At 69.6% G+C, this 24,427-nt stretch carries 24 protein-coding genes; 11 read left to right on the forward strand and 13 right to left on the reverse strand.

The genetic code is table 11. The annotated features are described in order from the left end of the window. The first annotated feature begins 239 nt into the window (after positions 1-239). Positions 240-1,163: a hypothetical protein gene (locus ON34_RS18140; RefSeq protein ID WP_051022809.1), complete on the forward strand. Its 924-nt coding sequence runs from the start codon at positions 240-242 to the stop codon at positions 1,161-1,163. Positions 1,164-1,326: 163 nt separating this feature from the next. Here the strand turns inward: ON34_RS18140 and ON34_RS18145 are convergent, their stop codons facing one another. From ON34_RS18145 to prpB, 3 genes are all read right to left on the reverse strand, one after another. Continuing rightward, positions 1,327-1,698, reverse strand: a complete 372-nt coding sequence (locus tag ON34_RS18145; RefSeq protein ID WP_040780719.1) for a nuclear transport factor 2 family protein — start codon at positions 1,696-1,698, stop codon at positions 1,327-1,329. A 118-nt stretch (positions 1,699-1,816) separates the two neighbouring features. After that, positions 1,817-2,941, reverse strand: a complete 1,125-nt coding sequence (locus tag ON34_RS18150; RefSeq protein ID WP_040780721.1) for a bifunctional 2-methylcitrate synthase/citrate synthase — start codon at positions 2,939-2,941, stop codon at positions 1,817-1,819. After that, positions 2,938-3,855: a methylisocitrate lyase gene (gene prpB, locus ON34_RS18155; RefSeq protein ID WP_040780817.1), complete on the reverse strand. Its 918-nt coding sequence runs from the start codon at positions 3,853-3,855 to the stop codon at positions 2,938-2,940. Before prpB ends, ON34_RS18150 begins: the two co-directional genes overlap by 4 nt. A 26-nt stretch (positions 3,856-3,881) precedes the next feature. Between prpB and ON34_RS34720 the strand changes: the two genes are divergently transcribed. Beyond that, entirely contained in the window at positions 3,882-4,055 is a 174-nt protein-coding gene (locus ON34_RS34720; RefSeq protein WP_083889528.1) for a DUF1737 domain-containing protein, read from the forward strand. 8 nt (positions 4,056-4,063) lie between these two features. Here ON34_RS34720 and ON34_RS18160 read toward each other — a convergent pair whose 3' ends face one another. Next, positions 4,064-5,587 (reverse strand): MmgE/PrpD family protein, encoded by a 1,524-nt coding sequence (locus tag ON34_RS18160; RefSeq protein ID WP_040780722.1) that lies wholly within the window; start codon positions 5,585-5,587, stop codon positions 4,064-4,066. A 147-nt stretch (positions 5,588-5,734) separates the two neighbouring features. On the opposite strand from ON34_RS18160, the gene ON34_RS18165 reads away from it, so the two are divergent. Next, complete coding sequence (locus tag ON34_RS18165) at positions 5,735-7,156, forward strand: short-chain fatty acyl-CoA regulator family protein (RefSeq protein WP_040780723.1); 1,422 nt, start codon at positions 5,735-5,737, stop codon at positions 7,154-7,156. Here ON34_RS18165 and sigJ read toward each other — a convergent pair. Beyond that, positions 7,135-8,064 (reverse strand): RNA polymerase sigma factor SigJ, encoded by a 930-nt coding sequence (sigJ, locus tag ON34_RS18170; RefSeq protein WP_040780724.1) that lies wholly within the window; start codon positions 8,062-8,064, stop codon positions 7,135-7,137. The two genes, ON34_RS18165 and sigJ, sit on opposite strands and share 22 nt — an antisense overlap. A gap of 197 nt (positions 8,065-8,261) precedes the next feature. Here sigJ and ON34_RS18175 point away from each other — a divergent pair, with 197 nt between their 5' ends. The 3 genes from ON34_RS18175 (at position 8,262) to ON34_RS34730 (ending at position 11,154) form a co-directional block, all read left to right on the forward strand. After that, positions 8,262-9,725 carry a DHA2 family efflux MFS transporter permease subunit gene (locus ON34_RS18175; RefSeq protein WP_040780725.1) on the forward strand — a complete coding sequence of 488 codons (1,464 nt, stop codon included), beginning with the start codon at positions 8,262-8,264 and terminating at the stop codon, positions 9,723-9,725. A gap of 270 nt (positions 9,726-9,995) precedes the next feature. Continuing rightward, positions 9,996-10,550, forward strand: a complete 555-nt coding sequence (locus ON34_RS34725; protein WP_051022810.1) for a helix-turn-helix domain-containing protein — start codon at positions 9,996-9,998, stop codon at positions 10,548-10,550. Between the two features lie 43 nt (positions 10,551-10,593). Then, positions 10,594-11,154, forward strand: a complete 561-nt coding sequence (locus ON34_RS34730; RefSeq protein WP_157172329.1) for a hypothetical protein — start codon at positions 10,594-10,596, stop codon at positions 11,152-11,154. Between the two features lie 245 nt (positions 11,155-11,399). On the opposite strand, the gene recG is transcribed toward ON34_RS34730, so the two are convergent. Both recG and ON34_RS18190 read right to left on the reverse strand, forming a co-directional pair. Further along, on the reverse strand, positions 11,400-13,679 hold the full coding sequence (gene recG, locus ON34_RS18185) for an ATP-dependent DNA helicase RecG (protein WP_040780726.1): 2,280 nt from the start codon (positions 13,677-13,679) through the stop codon (positions 11,400-11,402). A gap of 3 nt (positions 13,680-13,682) precedes the next feature. Continuing rightward, entirely contained in the window at positions 13,683-15,476 is a 1,794-nt protein-coding gene (locus ON34_RS18190) for a DAK2 domain-containing protein (protein ID WP_040780727.1), read from the reverse strand. Positions 15,477-15,802: 326 nt separating this feature from the next. Here ON34_RS18190 and rpmB point away from each other — a divergent pair, with 326 nt between their 5' ends. The 3 genes from rpmB (at position 15,803) to ON34_RS18205 (ending at position 17,513) form a co-directional block, all read left to right on the forward strand. Further along, on the forward strand, positions 15,803-15,994 hold the full coding sequence (rpmB, locus tag ON34_RS18195) for a 50S ribosomal protein L28 (protein ID WP_011210730.1): 192 nt from the start codon (positions 15,803-15,805) through the stop codon (positions 15,992-15,994). 102 nt (positions 15,995-16,096) lie between these two features. Then, positions 16,097-16,600 (forward strand): GNAT family N-acetyltransferase, encoded by a 504-nt coding sequence (locus tag ON34_RS18200; RefSeq protein ID WP_040780820.1) that lies wholly within the window; start codon positions 16,097-16,099, stop codon positions 16,598-16,600. Positions 16,601-16,724: 124 nt separating this feature from the next. After that, the gene (locus tag ON34_RS18205; protein WP_040780821.1) at positions 16,725-17,513 is read left to right on the forward strand and encodes an enoyl-CoA hydratase-related protein; all 789 of its coding nucleotides are present in this window, start codon (positions 16,725-16,727) and stop codon (positions 17,511-17,513) included. Positions 17,514-17,520: 7 nt separating this feature from the next. Here the strand turns inward: ON34_RS18205 and ON34_RS18210 are convergent, their stop codons facing one another. Genes ON34_RS18210 through ON34_RS18225 form a run of 4 tightly spaced genes read right to left on the reverse strand, consistent with a single transcriptional unit; the run spans position 17,521 to position 20,428 of the window. After that, a complete protein-coding gene (locus ON34_RS18210; protein WP_051022812.1) occupies positions 17,521-18,384 on the reverse strand; it encodes an alpha/beta fold hydrolase in 864 nt (287 codons plus the stop codon). Between the two features lie 58 nt (positions 18,385-18,442). Continuing rightward, positions 18,443-18,682, reverse strand: a complete 240-nt coding sequence (locus ON34_RS18215; protein ID WP_040780728.1) for a hypothetical protein — start codon at positions 18,680-18,682, stop codon at positions 18,443-18,445. 52 nt (positions 18,683-18,734) lie between these two features. Then, entirely contained in the window at positions 18,735-19,418 is a 684-nt protein-coding gene (locus ON34_RS18220; RefSeq protein WP_040780729.1) for a uracil-DNA glycosylase, read from the reverse strand. An 11-nt stretch (positions 19,419-19,429) separates the two neighbouring features. Further along, the gene (locus tag ON34_RS18225) at positions 19,430-20,428 is read right to left on the reverse strand and encodes a thiamine-phosphate kinase (protein ID WP_085997092.1); all 999 of its coding nucleotides are present in this window, start codon (positions 20,426-20,428) and stop codon (positions 19,430-19,432) included. Between the two features lie 181 nt (positions 20,429-20,609). On the opposite strand from ON34_RS18225, the gene ON34_RS18230 reads away from it, so the two are divergent. Then, the gene (locus ON34_RS18230) at positions 20,610-21,365 is read left to right on the forward strand and encodes a DUF3515 domain-containing protein (protein WP_040780730.1); all 756 of its coding nucleotides are present in this window, start codon (positions 20,610-20,612) and stop codon (positions 21,363-21,365) included. 143 nt (positions 21,366-21,508) lie between these two features. Here ON34_RS18230 and ON34_RS18235 read toward each other — a convergent pair whose 3' ends face one another. Together ON34_RS18235 and ON34_RS18240 are read right to left on the reverse strand one after the other, a co-directional pair. After that, a complete protein-coding gene (locus ON34_RS18235; protein ID WP_040780733.1) occupies positions 21,509-22,612 on the reverse strand; it encodes a D-alanine--D-alanine ligase family protein in 1,104 nt (367 codons plus the stop codon). Positions 22,613-22,700: 88 nt separating this feature from the next. Beyond that, positions 22,701-23,696 (reverse strand): NAD(P)H-dependent glycerol-3-phosphate dehydrogenase, encoded by a 996-nt coding sequence (locus tag ON34_RS18240; protein WP_040780734.1) that lies wholly within the window; start codon positions 23,694-23,696, stop codon positions 22,701-22,703. Positions 23,697-23,727: 31 nt separating this feature from the next. Here ON34_RS18240 and cofC point away from each other — a divergent pair, with 31 nt between their 5' ends. After that, positions 23,728-24,411, forward strand: a complete 684-nt coding sequence (gene cofC, locus ON34_RS18245; RefSeq protein WP_040780737.1) for a 2-phospho-L-lactate guanylyltransferase — start codon at positions 23,728-23,730, stop codon at positions 24,409-24,411. Positions 24,412-24,427 lie beyond the last annotated feature (16 nt).

A 24,427-nucleotide genomic window follows, 5' to 3' on the forward strand; every position in this document is an offset into this window, starting at 1 on the left:
CACGGCTCCTCCCGCCGCGGCACCGGCACAACCCGCGCCCGCGATCGCATCCCCCTCCTCCATGCCGTATGACACCCGGAACAACGCTCCATCGGCAAACCCCTCCTCGCCCGTCATCTCCGACTCGGTCTTTCCCCTCTTGCCATACTTCGACGCGCGCACCCGCGATTCGGTTCCCGACAATCGCGACTAATTTCCGCGATACCGAATGCCGCTGTGCCCGTGTAACTTCCGTTGCCATGCCGACGCAGCAGCACGAAGTGCTCGTAGAGATGTTCCGGACGCAGCCAACCCTTGCGGCCGGGCTACTCACCGACGCCTTCGGCATACCGCTACCCGCGTACGCGGGGGCTCGGACGGCGTCATCCGATTTCACGGATGTCGCGCCGAACGAGTTCCGGGGCGACACCGCACTCGTACTCACCGACGGGAACGGCGCCGCAGTCACCGGCATCGTCCTGGAGGTACAACTCGGCCGCGACCGATCCCGGCAGTGGGCGTGGCCGCTCTACGTCAGCACCCTCCGCGCCCGGCTGGAGTGCCCGGTCTTCTTGATGGTCGTCAGCCCGAATGCGCGGGTGGCGACCTGGTGCCGCAAGCCGATCGAAATCGGTCATCCCGGCCTCATCCTCCGCCCTCTGGTGCTCGGACCGGACGTCGTGCCCGCCGTAACCGATCCAGAAGAAGCCCGGGCACTCCCCGAACGAGCCGTCCTCTCGACCCTCGCACACGCCGACGGCCCCGACGCGGACCGTGTGTTCGAGGCGTTTCTCGCGGGATTGGAGAGCACCGATGACGAGCACGTCAAAATGTACTATGACCTTGGTGTCGCGGCTCTGTCGAAGACGGCCCGGCATCGATTGGAGGAACTCATGACATCCGCCTTCAAGTACGAATATCAGAGCGACTTCGCCCGCAAGTACGTCGCACAGGGGCGCGACGAGGGACGAGCCGAGGAAGCCGCGCGACTCCTCCTCATGGCCCTCGACGCCCGCGGGATCACCATCGCCGACACCACTAGGGCCGAAATCGACCGGTGCACCGATCTCGACCAACTCGAGTCCTGGGCCCGCAAGGCCATCACGGCGGAATCCGAGAACGAGGTCTTCTCTCAGCCCGAAATTCAGTCCGAAGGCTCGGTTGTCGACGGTGAGCAGCACTGATGGCGTTTAGCTTCAAGTACGAATATGAGAGCGAAATCGCCCGCATGTACGTAGCGGAAGGCCGGACCGAAGGGCTGGCCCAAGGACGGGTCGACGAGGCGGCGCGGTATTCGCAAAGCCCCCACCGCCGAATCCGGGGACGAAGCCTTCGGCTGACCCAGCCCTACAGGCCGAAGGCGCGGTTGATGACCGCCATGTCGAAGTAATCGCGCCAGATGCTGATGACGCCCTCGGTGACCTCGAAGAAGCCCATGACCGGGAGCGGGGTCGCGCGACCCGCGGAGAGCAGGGTGTCGGTGCGTTCGTTCATGACCACGTTGCCGGACGCGATCTGGTGGTGGATGTCGAAGTCGATGGCGTCGAAGGTGGTCAGGAAACCCGCGATGAAGTCGCGGATGGCGGCGCGGCCGACGATGGGTTCCATCGGAATGTTGTGGTAGACGGCGTCTTCGGCGAAGTACGCGCTGATCCGGTCGGGATCGGGATCGGACCAGCTTTCGCACATCGCACGGACGAGTTCATCGGGAGTCGGCATTCGCGTGGCTCACTTTCCTGCTGACCGGTGGGCGGGGAGTTCACCCTCGATTCAACCAAGCAATTGCTCGGTACGGAAGAAATCGGGGTCCGCCACCCGCCGGTGCAGGTCGCCCCGGTCAGCGTCCGGGGGCAAGCTCCCGCTGCGGCACGCCGGTGTACTCCGACAGCGGGCGGATCAACGCGTTCGATGCCGCCTGCTCGACGATGTGGGCCGTCCATCCGGTGATCCGGCTCACCACGAAGATCGGCGTGAACATCGCGATGTCGAAGCCCATCAAGTAATAGGCGGGCCCGCTGGGGAAATCGAGATTCGGCGCGAGCCCGGTCGCCTCGGCCATCGCGCGTTCCAACTCGACGTACATGCGCAACCAGCGCTGACCTCCGGTCACCGCCGCCACCCGCTCCAGCTCCGCCCGCATGGTCGGCACGCGCGAATCGCCGTTCTTATAGACCCGGTGACCGAAGCCCATCACCTTCTGCTTGTCCGCGAGCTTCGCTCGCAGCCATGCCCCGGCCAGCTCCGGTTCGCCGATCTCCAGCATGGCGTGCATGACGGCCTCGTTGGCGCCGCCGTGCAGCGGGCCCTTCAGCGCGCCGATGGCGGCCGTGACCGCGCTGTAGATGTCCGACCGGGTGGAGGTGACCACCCGCGCGGCGAAGGTGGAGGCGTTGAAACCGTGCTCGGCGTAGAGGATCAGCGAGGTCTCGAACGCCCGCACGATCCGCGGGTCGGGCACCGCGCCGAAGCACATGTTCAGGAAGTTCGCCGCGAAGCCCAGATGTGAGTGCGGCGGGATGGGGTCCTGTCCGCGCCGCCGCCGCATGTCCGCGGCGATCACGGTCGGCAAGATCGCGGTCAGGCGCAACGCTTTCGTCAGCAATGCCCGCTGTGTGGGCGTATGGCCGAGGTCGTCCTCCGCGTCCTCGGCACCCAGGTAGCTCGCCACCGTGCGCACCACGTCCATCGGATGACAGGACTCCGGCATCTTCTCGACCAGCGAGAGGACCGACCGGTCGACGCGCCGCTGCGCGCGCTCACGCTGACACAGCAACTCCAGCTGCGCGGCATCGGGCAACTCGCCGTACCAGAGCAGGTACGCGACCTCCTCGAAACCGCAGTGCCGCGCCAGGTCCGGCACGGCGTAGCCGCGATAGGTCAGGGAGTTGGTCTCCGGCACCACCTTGGAGATGGCGGTGGTGTCGACCACCACTCCGGCCAAACCCTTCTTGATCTCGGTCATATCGGTGACTCGCTTCCGGTCCAGGTGAATATTCCGGCGTCGAATTCGGTGTACTCGCGGTAGCGCAGCAGTTCGTAGAGCCGCGACCGGTGCTGCATGGTCGTGAGCAGCGCGCTTTGCGTTCCCGTGCGGGCGATCTCGCGCAGCCCGTGCTCGACGGCATGCATGGCCAGCCGCAGCGTGGTCACCGGATAGATGACCGCGTTGTAGCCGATCTCCTCGAGCGTTGATGCCGACAGCAGTTCGGACTTGCCGAACTCCGTCATGTTGGCCAGCAGCGGAACTGCCACGGCAGCACGGAATTCGGAGAACTCGGCGGCGTCGGCCAGGGCTTCGGTGAAGATCAGGTCCGCGCCCGCGTCGGCGTAGGCGTTGGCCCGGTCGATCGCGGCGGCCAATCCTTCGGCGGCGCGCGCGTCGGTCCGGGCACAGATGACGAAGTTCGGGTCGCGCCGGGCGGACACGGCGGCTCGCAGGCGTCGCACCATGTCCTCGACCGGGACGACGGTCTTGCCGTCGAGGTGGCCGCAGCGCTTGGGATTCACCTGGTCCTCGATATGGCAGCCCGCCGAACCCGCGTCCTCCAGAAGCGCCACCGTGCGCGCGGCGTTCATCGGCTCCCCGAAACCGGTGTCGGCGTCGACGAGCGTCGGGAGATCGGTGACCCTGGCGACCTGCCGCGCCCGCGCGGCCACCTCGCTTGCCGTGGTCAGGCCGATGTCGGGCAACGCCAGCTCGGCCGACATCACGGCGCCGGAGAGATAGACGCCCTCGAACCCGATCTCCTGGATCAGCCGCGCCACCAGCGGATCGAATGCGCCCGGTAGTCGCTGGATGCGTCCCGACTCCAGACCCGTCCGGAACGCCACACGCTTCTGGGCCGCGCTCGTCGCGGCCGCCAGCGGGCCGGTCACCGTGCCCACCGTCCTACGCTGAGGACATGACCGACGAGCCCCTGCGTTACCGACTGATCACCGGCGTGGACGACGCGCGATTCTGCGCGCGGGTCAGCGACCTGCTGGCGCAGGGGTATCGCCTGCACGGCTCGCCCGCGATCACTTTCGATGGCAAGAACGTGATCGCCGCGCAGGCGGTGCTCCTGGACGACGCCTAGCGCCGTCATCAGAAGATCCCCTCCGGAGTGCGCGGCGCCCGGTCGAGCACCGCGTCGGACACGGTGAAGTTCAGCTGGTCGAGTTGCCCCGCGGCCAGGTCCGGCGTCCGCTGGGCCGCGTCGAGGAAGCGGTCCTGCTCGGCCGCATCGAGCACCCCGTCGGCGAGGGTGCGGAATTTCTCGAGGTACTCCGCGCGGCCGAAGGGGCGTGCGCCGAGCGGATGCGCGTCGGCGACGGCCAGTTCGTCGACGATCGTCTCACCGCTGGTCAGCGTCACCACCGCCCGCGCGCCGAACGCCTGCTCGCCGGGATCGGTGGCGTGGTAGCGCCTGGTCCACTCCGGGTCCTCGGTGGTGCTGATCTTGCGCCACAGCGCGACGGTGTCCGGCCGCCGCGCCCGCTCGGGCGCGTACGACCGCTCGTGATGCCAGCTTCCGTCTTGCAGCGCCACCGCGAAGATATAAGGAAGGGAATGATCGAGTGTTTCGCGGCTGGCGTGCGGATCGAACTTCTGCGGGTCGCCGGATCCGGTGCCGATCACCACGTGCGTGTGGTGGCTGGTATGCAGCACGATCGAGGCGATCCGATCCAGATCCCCGATGCGCGAGCGCATCCGGCGCGCCAAGTCGATCGGCGCTTGACTCTGGTATTCGGCCGAATGCTCCTTGGTGTAGCTGTCCAGGATCGCGCGCTTGGCTTCGCCCTGAGCGGGCAGTGGCACATGGTATTCGGCGCCGGGCCCGCCGAGCAGGCGGGCGAGCACGCCGTCGGCGCCCTCCCAGATCGGCGCGGGCGCGGTCTCACCGCGCAGCGCCCGATCCACCGCCTCGACCGCCATCTTGCCCGCGAAGGCGGGAGCGTAGGCCTTCCAGCTGGAGATCTCCCCTTTGCGGGACTGCCGCGTCGCGGTCGTAGTGTGCAACGCCTGGCCGATGGCCTGGTAGATGATTTCGGTGTCGAGCCGCAGCAGCGTGCCGATGCCCGCGGCGGCGGACGGGCCGAGGTGGGCGACATGATCGATCTTGTGCTCGTGCAGGCAGATGCCGCGTGCGAGGTCGATCTGGATCTCGTAGCCGGTGGCCAGCCCGCGGATCAGGTCGGCGCCGCTGCGGCCGAGATGCTGGGCGACGGCGAGGATCGGCGGAATGTTGTCGCCCGGATGCGAGTATTCCGCGGCCAGGAACGTGTCGTGGAAGTCGAGTTCACGCACCGCGACGCCGTTGGCCCAGGCGGCCCACTCCGGGGAAACCCGCTGCCGCGCAGGCAGTCCGAACACGGTGGCCCCTGAACGACCCGCGCGCGGGCGGTAGGGCTGCGCGGTGGCCTGGGCACGCGCGGCGGTCACCGGTCGGCGGGTCAGCGCGGCCGCCGCGACGGCGGCGTTGTCGATGATCCGGTTCACGATCATCGCGCCTACCTCGGCGGTCACCTCGACCGGGTCCGCGGCGACCTCGGCGATCTTGGTGGCGAGGTGTTCCGAGCGCGGAAACTCCTCGGCGGCGGCGCGTGCGCGTACGATGTGTCTCTTCATGCGTCCTCCACGAGCGTGTGCAAATCCCCCTCTTCGCACGCTACGCAGGACGGACATATTGCTGTATACCTCGCAAAAGCATATTTTCGTGGGAAACAATCCCCGATTTTGCGATGATTGCGAATAGTCGCAGTTACCATCGTGCACGTGCGCAAGATGTATGCGGGCGCCCGGCTTCGGCGGTTGCGCGAAGAGCGGAGGATGACCCAGGCGGCCCTGGCGAAATCGCTGGACCTGTCGCCCAGCTACCTCAATCAGCTCGAACGCGACCAGCGGCCCCTCACCATTCCCGTACTGCTGAAACTCAATTCCACCTTCGACCTCGACGTCCAGTTCTTCGCCGCCGATTCGGACGCGCGCCTCGTGTCCGACCTGCACGAAGTGCTGGTGGACGCCGCGGGCGGGCACACCGCCCCGCTCACCGAGGTGGAGGAGCTGGCGACCCGCCAGCCGGAGATCGCCAGGATCGTCGTGGCGATGCACCGCCGACTACGCGCGGCCACCGATCAGCTCGACCTGCTCTCGGCGCGGGTGTCCGCGCCCGCGGGCGCGCCCGGCGTGCCCATGCCCTACGAGGACGTGCGCGACTTCTTCTACGACCACCACAACCACATCCCGCAGCTGGACATCGCCGCCGAGCAGCTGTTCGAGAACTCGGGCCTGTCCATCGGCTCGCTCGATCGCCAGCTCGCGCGGATCGCCGAGGAACGCGCCGGGATGACGGTTCTGGTGCGCGGCGACGGCGCGGACCCGGCCATCCCCAAGCGGCACTACGACCCGGAGAGCCGCACGCTGACGCTGGCCCGGCGATTGCGCCCCGGCCAGCGCGCTTTCCAGATCGCGACCACCCTCGCGTTCCTGCTGTACGGCGCCGAGCTGGACGCGGTGCTGGCCGAAACCCCGTCGCTGACCGGCGAATCCCGCACCCTTGCCCGGATCGGGCTGGCCAATTACTTCGCGGGCGCGCTGGTGCTGCCGTACGGGCGATTCCTGCGGTCGGCGGAGGAATTGCGCTACGACATCGACCTGCTCAGCTTGCGTTTCGAAGTCGGCTTCGAAACCATCTGCCATCGGCTCAGCACCTTGCAGCGGCAGGGACAGCGCGGCGTCCCGTTCTTCTTCGTCCGCACCGACCGCGCGGGCAATATCTCCAAACGCCAGTCCGCCACCGCCTTCCACTTCTCCCGGGTCGGCGGCAGCTGCCCGCTGTGGGTGGTGCACGAGGCCTTCGCCCATCCCGGCCGCATCCTCACCCAGGTCGCCGAGATGCCCGACGGACGGCGCTATCTGTGGATCGCCCGCACTGCCGCGATCGCCCCGCACGGATTCGGCACGGCGGCGAAGAGTTTCGCCATCGGGCTCGGCTGCGACATCGAATACGCCGAGCGCCTGGTGTATTCGGCGGGCTTGCAGCTGGACGACCCGGGCACCGCGGTGCCGATCGGGGCGGGCTGCAAAGTCTGCGAGCGTCCGTCCTGCCCGCAACGCGCGTTCCCGCACATCGGCAGCCCGCTGGCGATCACCGAGCACACCAGCACGGATCTGCCCTACCCGCGCGTGGGCCGCTGACCGGCTTCGATCCTGGCGAGTTTGTCCGGGTTGGACACGGCGTAGATTTCGCGGATCCGGTCGGTCGCCGGATCGATGTCGAGGACGACGACCGCGAACGGCGCGCCCGCGGAGAAGAACAGCGCGGCGGGGTCGCCGTTCACGAACCGATATCCGACGCCGAAATCGGGCACGTCGCTGAGCAGATTCGAGCCGGTGAGCAGGCGAGCGACCTTGTCGCGGCCGTGGATCGGGCGCAGCGCGGCCCGCCGCTTGCCGCCGCCGTCGGACCAGAACGCGACGTCCGGCGCGAGCAGTTCGAGCAGACCGGCCAGGTCGCCGTCGGCCTGGGTGGCGACGAGTTTCTCGGTCACTCGTCGCTGCGTGTGCGGGTCGGCTCGGTAGCGTGGCCGCCGAGCGTGCACGTGCTCCCTGGCCCGGTGAGCGAGCTGCCGGATCGAGGCGGGGGTGCGGCCGAGGACGTCGGCGATGTCGGTGTGCGGATAGCCGAAGACCTCGTGCAGCACGAAGACCGCGCGCTCGAGCGGGGTGAGCGTCTCCAGCACCACGAGCACCGCCATGGACACCGATTCGGCACGCAGCGCGCCCTCCGCCGCGTCCTCGGTTCGCTGTGGGGCGTCGGTGAGCAGCGGCTCGGGCAGCCACGGGCCGACATAGGTCTCGCGCCTGCGACTGATCGCCGCGCGCCGCGCGAGCGCCTGGTTCACCGCGATGCGCACCAGATACGCCCGGGGATGCCGGATCTCCTCGCTGCCCTCACCCACGCGGGCAGCCCAGGAAAGCCACGTCTCCTGTAGCACGTCCTCGGTGTCGGCGACGCTGGCGAGCATGGCGTAGACCACCGAGAACAGCAGTTCTCGGTGATCGGCGAACACCCGCGTGGCGGCTTCGTCGGCGGTCTCGGCCATGGGACCTCCTGTGTCTGTGCGGGACGACCGCACGTGCCTGGTCTCACGCATAGGAGCGAGACAGCGCCGCGATATGTGACGTCCGGCCCCGAATTGTGATCCGTCTCTCGACGCCGCGCCGCGATGTCACATCCTCCGCGCGCCGAGGCTCTCGGTTCGCAAGGACGACAACGTCCGCATCGAGAGAGGACATCGGAGTGCTCGCACCCACCGAAACACCATCGTTCTTGGCAACCCGCCGCGGCAAACTCACGCTGGCCCTGCTCTGCACGGTCGCCTTCCTCGACTTCGTCGACGGCTCCATCGTGAACGTCGCGCTGCCGACCATCCAACGCGAACTCGGCATGCCGGTGCCGACGCTGCAATGGGTCACCAGCGGTTATCTGCTCACCTACGGCGGGTTGCTGCTGCTCGGCGGCAGGCTGGCCGATCTGCTCGGACGTCGCAGGATCCTGATCGCCGGGACCGTCGTCATCGGCGTGTCGTCCGCGCTCGGCGGGCTCGCCGACAGCAGCGGGCTGCTGATCGCGGCTCGCTTCGCGCAGGGCGTCGGCGCCGCGCTGATGCTGCCCGCCGCCCTGTCGATCCTCACCACGAGTTTCCGGGAGGGTTCCGATCGGCACACCGCGGTCGGGATCTGGGGCGGCGCCGCGGGTTTGGCGTCGGCCGCGGGCGTGTTCCTCGGCGGGGTGATCACCGAGGGGCCGGGCTGGCGCTGGGTCTTCTACGTCAACACGCCGGTCTGTGTGCTGGTGCTGGCGGCTATCCCGCTGCTGATTCCGAACGATCAGCGCAATGACATCCGGCGCGGCTTCGACGTGCTGGGCACGGTCTTGGCGACCGCGGGCCTGATGACACTGGTGTTCGGCTTGGTGAAGGCCCCGGAATACGGATGGGGCGACGCGCGCACGATCGGCGTGCTCGGTGTCGCCGCGGTTCTGCTCGTCGCGTTCGTCGTCAACGAGCGCGTCACCGCCGACCCGCTGGTCCCGCTGTCCATCTTCGGCATCCGCGGACTGGCCGCGGCGAACCTGTGCCACCTGGTGATCGCCGCGGGAATGCTGTCGATGTTCTTCTTCGTCACGCTGTACATGCAGACGGTGCTCGGCTACGGCGAGTTCGACGCGGGCGTCGCCTATCTTCCGGTGAGCTTGACCATCGGTGTGGCCGCGGGCCTGGCGACGAAGTTCTTCGCCAAGACCGGAACCCGGGTCTTCACGGTGCTCGGGTCGCTGCTGTGCGGGCTGGGCGTTCTGCTGGTGTCGCGCATATCGACCGACGGGTCCTACCTCACCGATCTGCTGCCGGGAATGCTGGTGATGTCGCTTGGTGCAGGCGGGGTCTTCGTCGCGAACACCACCGCGGCGAACGCGGGCGTGCCACCCGAACAAGCCGGTCTGGCCGCCGCGCTGCTCAATACCGGGCAGCAACTGGGCGGCGCGCTGGGCCTCGCGGTGCTCACCGCCGTCGCGACCTCACACACCAATGCGCAACTCGCAGCCGGTCACGCGCCGATCGAGGCGATGACTGCCGGGTTCGGCCGGGCGCTGCTCGTCGGCGGCGTCATCGGCGTGGTCGCCGCGATCCTCGGATTGTGGACCGTCAACGCGCGCGGGGATGCCGAGTCCACGGCGTCGGCTACAGAACCCGCGGCGGTCTGAGATCGGCAGGCGGCCGGGGATCGAACGACTCCACCAAGCGGCCTCAGCTCCTGGTTCTCGGGGAGGCGAGGCCGCGTCGTATCCCGGTCACCGCTGTCGGTGACGTGGCCGCGGACCGGCCCGCTAGCGGCAAGCAGAGCAGTACTGATGACGGCAAGAGCGGCTCCGAGCCGAGACATGATGTACCGCATAGTGTCACCAAGGTTCGCCGCTGGGGGACAACGGAAAGGCCAGTAGAGGGACAGTGCCGATCGATCTACGCTGGCCCGCATGGGACACGTGGGCCAGCGAATCGCAGCGGAGCGCACGATTGCCGGTCTCGGGCAACGTCAGCTGGCTCAACGCGCCAGCTACTCACTGTCGATGGTGAAGGCGGTCGAACAAGGCCGGGAAGTGGCAAGCCCCGGGTTCATCTCCGCCGTCGCCAAGGCGCTGCGGATCACACCTGAACGATTGACCGGTGCGCCCTTTGACGACGGCAAGCCGATGTCGGATGCGATCAACGAACTGTCGGTGCTGCTCACCGAGGGTCGTTACGCCCGCGCCACCGAACCGGGGTCCGTCGAGGCACTGACCGCCGACCTGGAGGCGGCACAGCAGCTCTACCGCAACGACCGAACCCGCCAAACCATCGAGGTACTGCCCGCGTTGATCCGTCGGATACACGGCGCGATCCGCGAAACATCCGGTGACACAAAGGCATACGCCTATACCCTGTTGACTTCGGCCTATGTGTTGGCGGAGTGGTCGGCGCGGCGCACTGGGCACATGATGCTGGCGCTTCCCGCGCTGGATCTCGCGGACATGTACGCCCCCCCTCGCTGACGATCCCCATTACGGTGCATTCTCGGCGCTGGCACGCGCCCGCGTGCTCACCCACTACGGCGAATCAGAGGTTGCCGGGCAGCTCATCGACTCGGCTATCGATGCCGCCGACTCTTCCCGCTCCGGGATGGTGCTCGCCGGATACTCGCACCTCGCTGGAGCGATCAATGAGGCGCGGAAACTGAACTTCACCAATGCGGTGGCTCATGTCGATGCCGCGAGAGAGATTGCCGATCGGACCGGCGAGACAGATCTGTACATGACCGCGTTCGGACCGTTGAACGTCGAAATCCACGCTCATGCGATCGAACTCGAGGCAGGCGACCCGAATAAGGCCGCTGTCGAGGGCTCGATGCTCACCTACTCAACCGATGCGCCGCCCACCCGGGTCGCCCATCACTGGCATGACAACGCCCGGGCGTGGCTTATGTCCGGCAAGCCGGATCAGGCGCTCGCGGCGCTCAACAAGGCTCGGGCAGCGGCGCCGCAGCAGACGCGCTTGCATCCCTCGGTACGCGAAACGGTCTATGGGATTGCAACGGCCGAACGCCGACGCACCGACAGCTTGGCCGGGTTCGCATCATGGGTCGGCATCACGCTCTGATCGGCGAAAATCAACTCCCGCGACCCGTCTGCGGGCGTCATCGGCGCACTCAGCGCGACAGCTTGGCCCTGGACCCGGTCAACGCGCGCGGAGACGCGAAGTCCGAAGCGGACACAGCGCAACCAGCGGCAATTCGCGGAAGACCGCGGACGGGAACCAGACGCCCCAAGTCCACCGCCGACCGGCCGACTTGCGCGGCCCATTCGTTCGGGGCGAAAGCCCCCGTAGACAGCGGAACCTGCGCTTCACGACTTGGCCAAATACTCCAGGCGTTCGGAATCCACGGCCGCATGCATCATGCTCGCCAGACCGGGGTGCCTGGTCAGGCCGGGATCGGAGGCTACAACCGAACGGGCGAATTCCTGGGCGGCGGTGATGACCTCGAGATCGTCCAGCAGGGACAGCAGGCGCAGGGAGCGGGCCGTGCCGGACTGGGCGGCGCCGAGCACGTCGCCTTCGCGGCGGGTGCGCAGGTCGAGCACCGCTAGTTCGAAGCCGTCGGTGGTGGCGGCCACGGCGTCCAGCCGCGCCATCGCCGAACCGCCCGGGGCGGCGTCGGTGATCAGCAGGCACAGCCCCGGGTGGGTGCCGCGTCCGATCCGGCCGCGCAGTTGGTGCAGCTGGCTGACGCCGAAGCGGTCCGCGTCGACGATCACCATCACCGTCGCGTTGGGCACGTCGACGCCGACCTCGACCACCGTGGTGCACACCAGCACGTCCACCGATCCGTCGTTGAACGCCCGCATCACCTGGTCTTTCTCGTCGGCGGGCAATCTGCCGTGCAGCAAGCCGACCCGCACGCCCGACAGCGGCCCGCCGCGCAGCATCTCGAACACATCGAGCACCGCCTGCGTGGTCGGTCCTTCCTTCTCGCCGTCGCCGGACTTCGAGCGCCCGTTGCGGGACTTGCCCGTGCCCTCCTCGTCGTCGCCGATGCGCGAGCACACCACGTAGGCCTGCCGCCCGGCGGCGACCTCCTCCACGATCCGCTCCCAGGCCCGGTCCACCCAGTTCGGATGCTGTCTGCGCGGCACCACCTTGGAGACGATCGGCGAGCGGCCTTTCGGCAGTTCGGTGAGCGTGGAGGTCTCCAGATCGCCCAGCGTGGTCATCGCGATGGTGCGCGGGATCGGCGTCGCGGTCATCACCAGCAGATGCGGGCTTGCGCCCGCTTTCGCCTTGGCGCGCAAGGCGTCGCGCTGCTCGACGCCGAAGCGATGCTGCTCGTCGACCACCACCATGCCGAGATCGAAGAACTCGACGTTGTCCTGGATCAGCGCGTGCGTGCCGATCACGATGCCCGCCTGGCCGGTCACCGCCTCCAGCAGCGCGGCCTTCTTCGCGGACGCCGACATCGACCCGGTCACCAGCACCACGCGGGTCGCCTGCTCGGCCGCGCCGAGTTCGCCCGCGGCACCCAGCTCGCCGAGCATGCCGCGTAGCGACCGATAATGTTGCGCGGCAAGCACTTCCGTCGGCGCCAGCAGCGCGCACTGGAGTCCGGCGTCGACGACTTGCAGCATGGCGTGCAAGGCGACGATCGTCTTGCCGGAGCCGACCTCGCCTTGCAGCAGCCGGTGCATCGGCTGCTCCCGGGACAGATCCGCGGAGATCTCCCCGACGACGTGCCGCTGCCCCGCGGTGAGCTCGAACGGCAGCTGACGGTCGAAGGCCGCGGCGATGCCGTCGGCACGCGGCGGGCAGGCCCGTGCGCGGCGGCCGGACACCTCGTGCCGCCGCTCGGCCAGCACCAGTTGCAAGGCGAGCGCCTCGTCGAAACGCAGCCGGTCCTTGGCTCGATCGATGTCGGACTTGCGGTCGGGCAGATGGATCAGGCGCAGCGCGTCGGACAGGTTCAGCAGTGCGCGTTCGGCGCGCATGTCCTCCGGCAGCGGGTCCTCGATGGGGTCGAGCTGGTCGAGCACCTGACGCACGCACGCGAGCACATCCCAGCTCTGCACCTTCGCCGTCGCCGGGTAGACCGGGATGAATTCCCGCTCCATGAAGGAGGTGTCCACTCCCCCAGCGCCTCTCGCGCTCTCCGCGAGACCGCGCAGATCCCCGCCGCCGCGCACCTTGGTCAGCCCGCCGACCGAGTCCGCGTCGTCCGCTTCCGGCAGGATCAGGTAGCCGGGATGGCTCAGATTCCACTGACCGGGGCGCCAGTAGTTCACCGTGCCCGACATCATCGCCCGCAGGCCCTCGCGCACAACGTATTTCACCTTGTCGCCGTGGAAGAAGGTGACGTCGACGCCGCGGCCGGAGCCGGTGTCGAGGACCACCTTCAGCAGCGAACCGCGGCGGTTGCGCATCGGCCGCAGCTCGGCCTTGGTGATCCGCCCGATGACGGTGATATGCGTACCGTCTTCGGGCGCCTCCTCCGTGAGCGGCTGGCCCTGGGTCGCGTAACGCAGCGGATAGTGCCGCAACAGGTCTTCGACGGTGTGCATGTCGAACGCGTCCGCCAGCGAGGCGGCCGCCTTCGCGCCCAGGATGTGGTCGAGCCGATCGCTCAGTGTCGCCATGCCCTACTCCACTCCGATCTGCACCAAATCGCCTTGCTGCCCACCGGAATACACGATCACCTCGACACCGGGGAAGCCCTGCGCGATATGCGCGGCGAGTTCGGCGCCGAGCTGCTCCGGCGCCTCCGCGCCCATCAGCAGGGTGACCAGCTCACCGCCGAAGGCGAGCAGCCGATCCAGCAGTGTCCGTCCGGCGGCGCGCACGTCGCGGTCGATCACGACGACCTCGTGGCCGACCAGCCCGAGCCCGTCGCCCGAGTCACAGGTGCCGACCAGGGTGAGCGCGCGCTCGGTCGCGGCACGCAGCGATCCCCAGCGCGTCGTGGCGGCGGCCTCGGACATGGCGAAGGCGTCGTCGACGGCGATCCGTCCGCGGTCGTGCACGGCCAGCGCGGCAAGGCCCTGCACCATGGACGCGCTCGGCAGCAGGAGCACGTCACGATGCGCGTCACGGGCCGCGACACCGACGGCGACCAGCTCGTGCGCGGGCAGTGCGCCGTTGGGCAGCACCAGCACTTCGCGGTGAGGCATCCGCCGGATGGCGGCCAGCAGCGTCGACGCGGTGACCGCCGGATCGGCCGCCAGCACCACCGCGCCCGCGTCCTCGAACAGGGTCGCGGCGCCGTCCCCGGCGACCACGGCCAGAATCCCCCGGTCGGCCGGAGTCCGCGGTAACCCCGCGGCACCGAAGACGCCCGCCACCTGGGTCGAACCCGTGCCCGCCGCGGTAGATCCCACGGCCGCGCCGCCTGATGGCGCAGGTCCCACCCGCGCGTCCGCACCATGGCCGCTGCCTTCGGCCGCATCGGACTCGTCAACGCTCGCGACGCTGCGGGTTCCCGCGCCCCCGCCTCGCGGTACGGCGCCTTCTCCGTGTCCCTCCCACTCGTCGTGATGCGAGCCGAACACGACGTTCTCGATGCGGATCCGGCTGAGCGTGCCCGCCGCGATCCCCGCCTCCACCGCCGCGCCCGCGTCGGCACAGTGCACATGGGCCGACCAGGACCGGTCGCCGTCGCCCACGACCACGACCGAATCGCCGAGTTCGGCGAGGCGGGACCGCAGTGCCGCCACTTTCGCCTCGTCGGTGTCGGCCAGCAGGTACATCACCTCGTATCGCGGCTCGGCGTCGACGGGAGCGGATCGCTTCGCGGCCACGGGAGCCCGTGGATATTCCGGCCGCGTGGGCGCCTCGCCGCGGGTCACCGAGACCAGACTGTCCAACAGCACGACCAGCCCTCGCGCGCCCGCGTCGACCACACCGGCCGCGCGCAGCACACCGAGCTGAAAAGGCGTGTCGCCGAGAGCCTTGGCGGCGCCATCGGCGGCCGCGAGCGCCACGTCGCCCAGCGTCTGATCGGGGCAGGTGGCCGCGGCCGCGGCCGCACAGTCCAGGACGGTGAGGATGGTTCCCTCGATGGGCACGCTGAGCGCCTCGCGGACCAGCTCCGACGCCTTGGCGAGCGCGTCGCGCAGGCGGTCGGCCGTCAGCGGACCGCCGCGCACCGCCTCGGCGACGCCGCGCAGCACCTGGGACAGGATGATCCCGGAATTGCCGCGCGCGCCGACCGTCGCACCGTGCGCCATCGCGGCGGCGACGGTATGGGCCGCGCCATCGTCGCCGTTCGCCGCGACCGCCTCCGCCGCCTCGACCGCGGCGCGCATGGTGGCCAGCAGGTTGGTTCCGGTGTCGGCGTCCGGGACGGGAAAGACATTGAGCGCGTTGATCTCCTCGCGCCGCAGTTCCAGGCCCGCCAGGCAGGTGCGACCCCAGCACAGCAACGCCGTGCCGTCCATCACATCCCGCGCTCCTGGCACGTCGCCTCTCCCTTCCGCCACCTGCGCACCACCACCGACCGTCAGGTTAGCGGGCGGTGCCGACAGGGACCCGGCAACACCGTCCCACTACAATCGGTTGTGCCCGGCATCCGTTCCGGCACTCGTCCCCTGGGACCGGTTTGGTGGATCGGTGGCCGCACAGCTACCCTTGCAGGGTTGCCTCGCGCGGCCGTCGCCGGTCTGCGCTGGTCGGCTTCCGCCGACAGGGCACACTTGACATTGCACCGGGACAAAGCCGCATCGCGAAGGCGGCCGTCCCCACATGACATGAAGGAGTTCGCGACATGGCTGCCGTCTGCGACGTCTGCGCCAAGGGCCCCGGCTTCGGGAAGTCGGTCTCGCACTCGCACCGGCGCACCAACCGTCGCTGGAACCCGAACATCCAGACCGTTCGCGCACAGGTCGCGCCGGGCAACACCCGCCGCATGAACGTGTGCACCTCGTGCCTGAAGGCGGGCAAGGTCGTCCGCGGCTGATCCGGCCCCGGCCTACCAACACCATCGGCACACGCCCCGGCACCCGTCTCGGGTGGTCCGGGGCGTCGTCGTGACTGCGGCGGTTCGGCGAGGATGGTCGCTGTGACCGAGCATCCGTGGCGAATCCTGCCGCTGGCCGCCGAACACACGCGCAGCCTCGCCGAATGCCACATCGCCTGCTGGCGTGAGGCCTATCGAGGGCTGGTACCCGCGCACGTGCTCGACGCGTTCGACGTCGAGCGCCGAGCCGAGCAGTGGGAGCGCGACCGCGTGCGGCATCCCGGCCGCACGCATGTCGCGATCGTCGACGACACGGTGATCGGATTCGCCAGCGCAGGCCCATCACGCGACCGGCACCCGGTGACCGCGCTGGAATTGCACGCCCTTTACGTCCGCACACCGTGGCATGGCAGCGGCGTCGCCGACGACCTGATCCGCGCCGCGCTCGATCCGGCGGCCGCGTGCTCACTGTGGGTCTTCGAGCAGAATCCGCGCGCGCAGGCGTTCTACCGCAGGCACGGATTCGTGCTCGACGGCACCCGGGCGGCCGAATCATTCACTTCCGCGATCGAAGTACGCATGGTGCGCACATCGCGCGGGGACTGAAAGCGCCGGTCGAAGCCCCGGCGGGCACGCGCTGGGCGTACCTCCGCGTTCGCTCCGGCCACGCGCGCGCTATCGACGGACTGCGCCGGACTGCGCCGGGCAACGCCCCGTTAGGGTGCAGACCATGACCTCCACCGAGCGAGCCGAGTACGTGACGACCGTCGACGGCGTTCTCCAGATCACCATCGCCACCGCCGCGAACGGCACGTCGATGGACTTCGCGGGCATCGCCGCGGGGACCGCGGCACTGGGCTCGCTCGGGACCGACGTGGGCGCGGTGCTGCTGCGCGGCACCGGCGCCAACTTCTGCGCGGGCGGCAACGTGCGCGGCTTCGCCGCGGCGGCGGACCGGTCCGCGCACATCCGCGGTCTCGCCACCGACCTGCACGAATTCGTCCGCGCGCTGGACGCCACGCCCGTCCCCGTGGTGGCCGCGGCGCAGGGCTGGGCCGCGGGCGCGGGAATGAGCCTGGTCTGCCTTGCCGACATCGCGCTCGGCGGGCCGGGCACCAAGCTGCGCCCGGCCTATCCCGGCATCGGACTGAGTCCCGACGGCGGCATGTCCTGGACGCTGCCGCGTCTGGTCGGTGCGGGACGGGCTCGCGAAATCCTGCTCACCGACGCCGTGCTGGAGGCCGAGGAGGCGGTGCGCCTGGGCATCCTGAGCAGGCTGGTCCCCGATGCGGAGATCGCCGACGAGGCGCAGCGCGTCGCGCGCACCATCGCCACCGGACCGCGTTCCACCTACGCCAGCATCAAATCTCTGCTGCGGCAATCGGATTCGTCCACGCTGAGCGATCAGCTCGACCGCGAGCGAGACGGTATCGCCGCGGCGGCGAACTCCCCCGCCGGTCGGGAGGGCGTCGACGCGTTCGTCGCGAAGCGCCAGCCCGAGTACACCGGGCTCGCCTGAGCCCGGTTCAGTCCCGGGTCGAGAGCACGAACTTCGCCACCGCGTCGGTGAACGAGTCGTTGTCGTCACCGGCCGCGGTGTGCGCGGCGCCGCCGATCTCCACGAGCTGGGCGTGCGGCACCAGCCGCTGGAACGCCTCGGCTCCCTCCGGGCTCACCACATCCGAGCGCATGCCGCGCACCAGCAGCACCGGAATGCGCAGGCCGCGCGCCGCGTCCTCCATCTGCTCGATCATCGCGGACGGGTCCTCCAGCCGTCCGGCGAGCATGTCCGGGTCCCAATGCCAGTACCAGCGGCCGTCGCGTTCGCGCAGATTGCGCAGCAGACCGTCGGTGTTCTTCGGCCGAGGACGGTGCGGCAGATAGGCGGCGACCGCGTCGGCCGCCTGCTCGATGCTGTCGAACCCGTCGCGATGCTTGCTCAGGAAGTCGATCACTCTCGCGACGCCTTCCGGCTCCGGCCTGGTGACGATATCGACCAGCACCAGCGCGCTGATCGCCTCGCCGCCGGGCTGCGCGGTGGCGAGCAGTCCGGTGATGCCGCCCATGCTGGCGCCCACCACCACCGCGGGCCCGCCGAGTTGGTCAAGCACGAGCAGCAAGTCCTGGACCATGGTGTAGCGCCGGTAGTCGCGGTCGGGCGCCCACTGGCTGTCACCGTGGCCGCGCGCGTCCAGGGTGACCACCCGCATTCCCGACGCGCCGAGCCGCGCGCCGGTCTGCTTCCACGAATGACGGTTCTGCCCGCCGCCGTGCAGAAAGACGACGAGCGGGCCGTCGACCGGGCCGAACTGGTCGGCGGCCAGCTCGATTCCACCCGAACCGCGCAGCCGCAGCCGAGACGGTTCGAGAAGATCGTTCGCATTACTCACGATCTGTAGGATCGCACAACACCGGCCCTCGCCGGGGCCAACCCGGCGAATCGATGACTCAGCAGCCGAGATTGCCCGCGAAGAACAGGCAGGCGATCTTGGCGTGCACCGACGCGGAGATGGTGGAGGAGCCGCTGGAGGTGTACTCCTCGGCGACCGGAGCCGTGGTGGTCTCCGTGGCGGGCTCGAGCCGCAGCGGAGCCGCACCGGCGACGGCCGCGCCGCTGGTGAGCGCGGCGCAGACGGCCAGGGTCGCGGTGGTGCCGCGCAGCGCGCCGCGGACGGTGGTGTTGTGCATGGAAGAGCTCCTCACTCGTTTTCTTTCGGTCGATCACACACTGGCGCCCGATTCAGGGCAGGCGCCAGTCAACCGGTTCGGCACCCAGTTCGTCGAGTAGTTCGTTCACTCGCGAGAAGGGGCGCGAACCGAAGAACCCGCGCGACGCGGACAACGGCGACGGATGCGCGGACTCGATGTAGGGGATCTCGGACTCGATCAGCAGCGGTTTCAACGTCGCCGCGTCCCTGCCCCACAGGATCGCCACCAGCGGCTCGTCCCTGGCGACCAGGGCGCGAATGGCCTGGTCGGTGACCGCCTCCCAGCCCTTGCCCCGATGTGAGGCCGGCTTGCCGGGCGACACGGTGAGCACTCGGTTCAGCATCAGCACCCCCTGATCCGACCACGGGCTCAGATCGCCGCAGGACGGTGTGGGGTGGCCCAGATCCTTGCTGTACTCGGCGAAGATATTGGCCAGGCTGCGCGGAATCGGCGAAACATCCGGGGCCACCGAGAAACTCAGGCCCATCGGGTGGCCAGGTGTCGGATAGGGATCCTGGCCGACGACCAGCACGTGCACGTCGTCGAACGGGCGCTGGAATGCGCGCAGGACGTTCTCACCGGACGGTAGATAGCCACGCCCGGCCGCGTTCTCCGCGCGCAGGAACTCACCCATGGCGGCAATCCGGTCCGCCACCGGCTCGAGTGCCTTCGCCCAGCCCGGATCCATGATCTCCGACAGTGGTTTCGCGCTCATGACCGCACAACTTAGCGTGGTTGGTCTCCGGCTGCCCAGGCCGCCCCACGGAACGATTCCCACCCGCCGTCGCCCGCGTGGGCCACGCCGTCGACGGTGAGCCCGTGACCGGCCACAACCTGCCCGATCGCGACCCATCCGGCGGGTAGCGGGCGGCCCGGCGCCCAGGCGCCCGCGAAGGCGTGGTCCTCGCCTCCGGTCAGGATCCATTGCGCCGCATCGGCGTCCAGCACGGCGGCCACGCGTTCCAGCGCCGGATCACGCAACGCCGCCGAGTTCAGATCGATCGCGACGCCGGAGGCCGCCGCGACATGTCCCAGATCCGCGAGCAGTCCGTCGGACACGTCGGTCATGGCGTGCGGCCCGGCGTCCGCCGAACCGGCCGTGGGCGACCCGCGCCGCAGCGCGTCCAGCACGGCCGCGTAGGGCGGCTGCGGAACGCGATGCGCGGCAAGCGCTTCGGCGACCTCGGCACCGGTCACACCGGCGGTGAACGCATCGAGTCCAGCGGCCGACCAGCCGAGACGGCCCGCGACCGCGACGATATCGCCCACGCGCGCACCGGATCTCGTGATCGGCGCGCGGCCGCCCAGGTCGCCGAAGGCGGTGACCGAGATGACCAGGTCGCGGCTGCGAACCAGGTCGCCGCCCGCGATGGACGCACCCGCCCTGGCGGCCTCGGCCCACATGCCGTCCGCGAGCCCGTCGACCAGCTCGAGCGGGGTGTCGGCGGGGCAACCGAGCGCGACGACGAACGCGGTCGGCTCCGCGCCCATGGCGACCACGTCGGCGGCGTTCTGCGCGATCGCCTTGCGGCCGATATCCTCGGGACCGGACCAGTCCAGCCGGAAATGCCGATCCTGCACCAGCATGTCGGTGGTGACCACGAATCGGCCGTCCGGAGCCGCGACCAGCGCCGCGTCGTCGCCGGGGCCGAGCAGCACGCCCGGAGCCTGCTCCCGGCCCGCGTTGATACGCTCGATCAGCGCGAACTCCCCCAGTTCACGCACTGTCCTCGGGCCTGTGCTCGCGCTGATGATCGATCCTTTCCGGCGCGCCGCTTGCTGGAACGAGGCCGACGGTACCCTTTCGCCAGGTACTCGAGCACCACCGGGCCGCTCCACCGGGCCGCCGCGCACCCGCGGTCACCGGCCGAGGCCCGATGCGCGCGAACAGGAAGGATCGGTGAGCATGGCGGCGGATTCGTCGAACCGCGATTCGACGGAGCACGACGACGAGCACGCGTATGCCGCGACATCGGCATCCGACGCCCGGGACGCCGTGCGGAAAGACGCGGCCGACGCCGCTGGCACCGCGGACGCGCCGACCCCTTCCCCCGACACCGAGCCAGCGCAATCGGACGCCGACGATGCGGACGGCGCGGCGACGGAGCCCGACCGCCCGGCCGCGACGCCGCAGTACTCCCCGGCCCTCATCGCCACCGCCGTGGCGCTGCCGGTTGTCCTGGTCGTCGCGGTACTGGTGGCCGCGGTACTCGCGCGCCGCGCACCCGTCGAGCGGGAACCGCTGGTCCTCGGTCCCGTTCCCGCCCCGGCCGCGGACGGCCCCGCCTGCGCCGCCCTGCTGCCCGCTCTGCCCGCTGACCTCGGCGACTTCAGCAAATCGACCCTCGTGGAGCCCGCTCCGCCCGCGACCCGGGCATGGCAGCGCACCGACGGCGGCGACCCCATCGTGCTGCGCTGCGGGTTGGACCGCCCGCTGGAATTCAACCGCGCCTCGCCCTTGCAGATCGTGAACGGCGTGCAGTGGTTCGAGGTCCGGGACCAGACGGCGAAGGCGAGCACCTGGTTCGCCGTCGACCGCGGCACCTACATCGCCCTGACCGTCCCGGACGGTTCGGGGCCGACTCCGCTGCAAGAGGTCTCCGACACCATCACCGCGACCCTCCCCGCCCAGCCGATCGATCCGGGACCGCTGCCCAACTGACGCGCGCTGGCAAAGCTCGCGGTGCACCCGCGCTGGGAGTGGCCATCGTGCCTGCGGTTCGTTGCCGCAGCAGGTCAGGTTTCGGATGCACCAACGATTGCCTCGACCTGGCCGCGCGGCTTTCGCCGAGCCAGGAGTACGACTCAGCGCAGGCCGGTGCCCCGGGCGAGGGCCGTTTCGATGAGCGTGGAGACCAGTGTGGCGTAGTCGATGCCGGTGGCCTCCCACATGCGCGGATACATGGAGATCGCGGTGAAGCCGGGCATGGTGTTGATCTCGTTGATCACCGGTCCCTGCTCGGTGACGAAGAAGTCGACCCGCGCCAGGCCCTGGCAGTCGAGGGCCTGGAAGGCGCGCACCGCCAGTTCCCTGATCCGGTCGGAGACCTCGTCGTCGAGCTTGGCGGGGACGTCGAATTCGCAGACGTCGTCGAGGTATTTGGTGTCGAAGTCGTAGAACTCGGGCGCGGCGGTGGCGTGGTCTTCCTCCGGCATCCTGATCTCCGCGACGACGCTCGCCGAGACCCGCCCGTCCGGGAATTCCAGGACACCGCATTCCACTTCGCGTCCGACGATGCCCGCTTCCACGATCACCTTCGGATCGTGTTCGCGCGCCGCGGCGATCGCCGCGTCCAGCTGGGTCCAGTCGGTGACTTTGGTGATGCCGATCGACGATCCGCCGCGCGCGGGTTTCACGAACACGGGCAGCCCCAAGCGCCGCCGTTCCTCCTCGGCGACCGTCGCGGTGCCGGGCCGCAGCACCACTTGGATGCCGACCGGCAGTCCCTCGGCCGCGAGCAGCTTCTTGGTGAACTCCTTGTCCATGCCCGCCGCGCTGGCCAGTACCCCCGGCCCCACGTAGGGGATTCCGGCGAGCTCCAGCATGCCCTGCAGGGTCCCGTCCTCGCCGAACGGTCCGTGCAGGATCGGGAACACCACGTCGACCGAACCGAGGGCGGCGGCCGGATCGTCGAGCGCGATCAGCGCCCCCGCGCGGCTCGGATCGGCGGCAAGGGTCAGCGCCGTGCCGGTGGCGTCGACCGACGGCAGGGCGCGGTCGTGAATGCCGAGCGCGGCCACGTCCGAACCGCCGAGCACCCAGCGGCCCGCCGTGGTGATGCCGATGGGCACGACTTCGTACCGCTCCGGATCCAGATTGCGCAGCACGCTGCCGGCCGATACACAGGACACGGCGTGCTCGTTACTGCGTCCGCCGAACACCACCGCAACCCTGATCCGGTTCCTCATGCCCGGAACCGTACCCGTTTCGGCGAGCGTACCCACGGTTGCCCGTCCGGCAATGGCGGATATCCGCCCCGAGCCGGGCGGATCCGGATCACTCCGGTTTGATCCGCCGTCCGAGCAGGTTGTCGACGGCTTCGCGGACCGAGAGCCCCTCATGGCAGACCTGGTGCACCGAGGTCGTCAGCGGCATCTCCACCCCGTGCCGCTCGGCCAGCGCGCGAATCGATGTGCAGGACTTCACACCCTCGGCGACCTGGCCATGAGTGGCCGACTGGGCGGCATCCATCGACCCGCCCGCGCCGAGCACATGACCGAAGGACCGGTTGCGCGACAGCGGCGAGGTGCAGGTGGCGACCAGGTCGCCGACCCCGGCCAAGCCCGCCAGCGTGGCGGGTTCCGCGCCCAGGGCCACCCCGAGCCGGATGATCTCGGCCAGACCGCGGGTGATCAGGCTGGCGATCGAGTTGTCGCCCAGACCCATTCCCGAGGCGATGCCGCAGGCGAGCGCGATGACGTTCTTGCAGGCTCCGCCGATCTCACAGCCGATCACGTCGGTGTTGGTGTACGGCCGGAAATATCCGGTCGCGCTGGCGTGCTGCACCGCGACCGCGCGGTCGGTGTCCGAGCAGGCGATCACGGTCGCGGCGGGCTGACCCACCGCGATCTCGCGCGCCAGGTTCGGCCCGGACAGCACCGCGATCCGGTCCTGGTCCGCGCCGGTGACCTCCCTGATCACCTGGCTCATCCGCAGCAGCGATCCGGTCTCGATGCCCTTGGCCAGGCTCAACAGCGTGGCGTCCGGAGCGATCAAACCCTTCCACTCCGCGAGGTTGACCCGCAGGGACTGCGACGGCACCGCCAGCACCACGATCTGCGCCCCGTCCAGCGCCACCGCGGGGTCATGGGTGGCCGCGATCGGCGGCAGCGGAATATCGGACAGGTAATCGGGATTGCGATGTTCGGAGGCCAGCGTCGCGGCCACCTCGGGCCGCCTGGCCCAGATCGTGACCTCGGTTCCCGCGTCCGCCAATACCTTCGCGAACGCGGTGCCCCACGATCCCGCGCCCAGCACCGCTGCCCTCGTCATCAGCCCAATATGCCATGGAAGGATTGCACGCATGCGCCCGCACTCCGTGCATGCCGTGATCGCGGTCAAGAGCCTCGATCGGGCCAAGAGCCGCCTGGCCGATCGGCTGCGCCCGGAGCACCGGGCGCGGCTGGTGCTGGCCATGCTCGCCGACACCGTGACCGCGACCGCGGCGGTCGCCGCGGTGGTATCGGTCACCGTGGTCACCCCCGACCCCGCGGTCGCCGATCTGGCTCGCACCCTGGGCGCGGACGTCCATCCGGAGCCGCGCGAGCGGAACTCCGACGGACTGAACACCGCCCTGGCCGCCACCGCGGCTGTCTTGCGGGCCGCGCACGGCCCCATCGATCTGCTCGCCTTGCAGGCCGATCTGCCCGCGCTGCGTCCGGAAGAGCTCGCGGACATGCTCGCCACCGCCCCGCCCGGATCGCGGTCGATCGTGGTCGACCACGCGGGGAGCGGAACCGCCGCGCTGGTGGTCCGCGACCCGGTCGCCGCGCTCGACCCGCGCTTCGGGCCCGGCTCGGCTCGCAGTCATATCGCCGCGGGCGCGGTCGACCTCGCCGGGGACTGGCCGGGGCTGCGCCTGGACGTGGACACCGCCGACGATCTGGACCGGGCCGTAGCGCTCGGCGCCGGCGACGCCACCCGCGCTGTCCTGCGTGACATCGGCTGGCCGGGCGTCGTTCACCAGCACGTTCCACACGTGTGCTAGGCGGTCGCCGCGGTAG

It is taken from the genome of Nocardia pneumoniae NBRC 100136, assembly GCF_000308755.1.
Classification (GTDB): domain Bacteria; phylum Actinomycetota; class Actinomycetes; order Mycobacteriales; family Mycobacteriaceae; genus Nocardia; species Nocardia pneumoniae.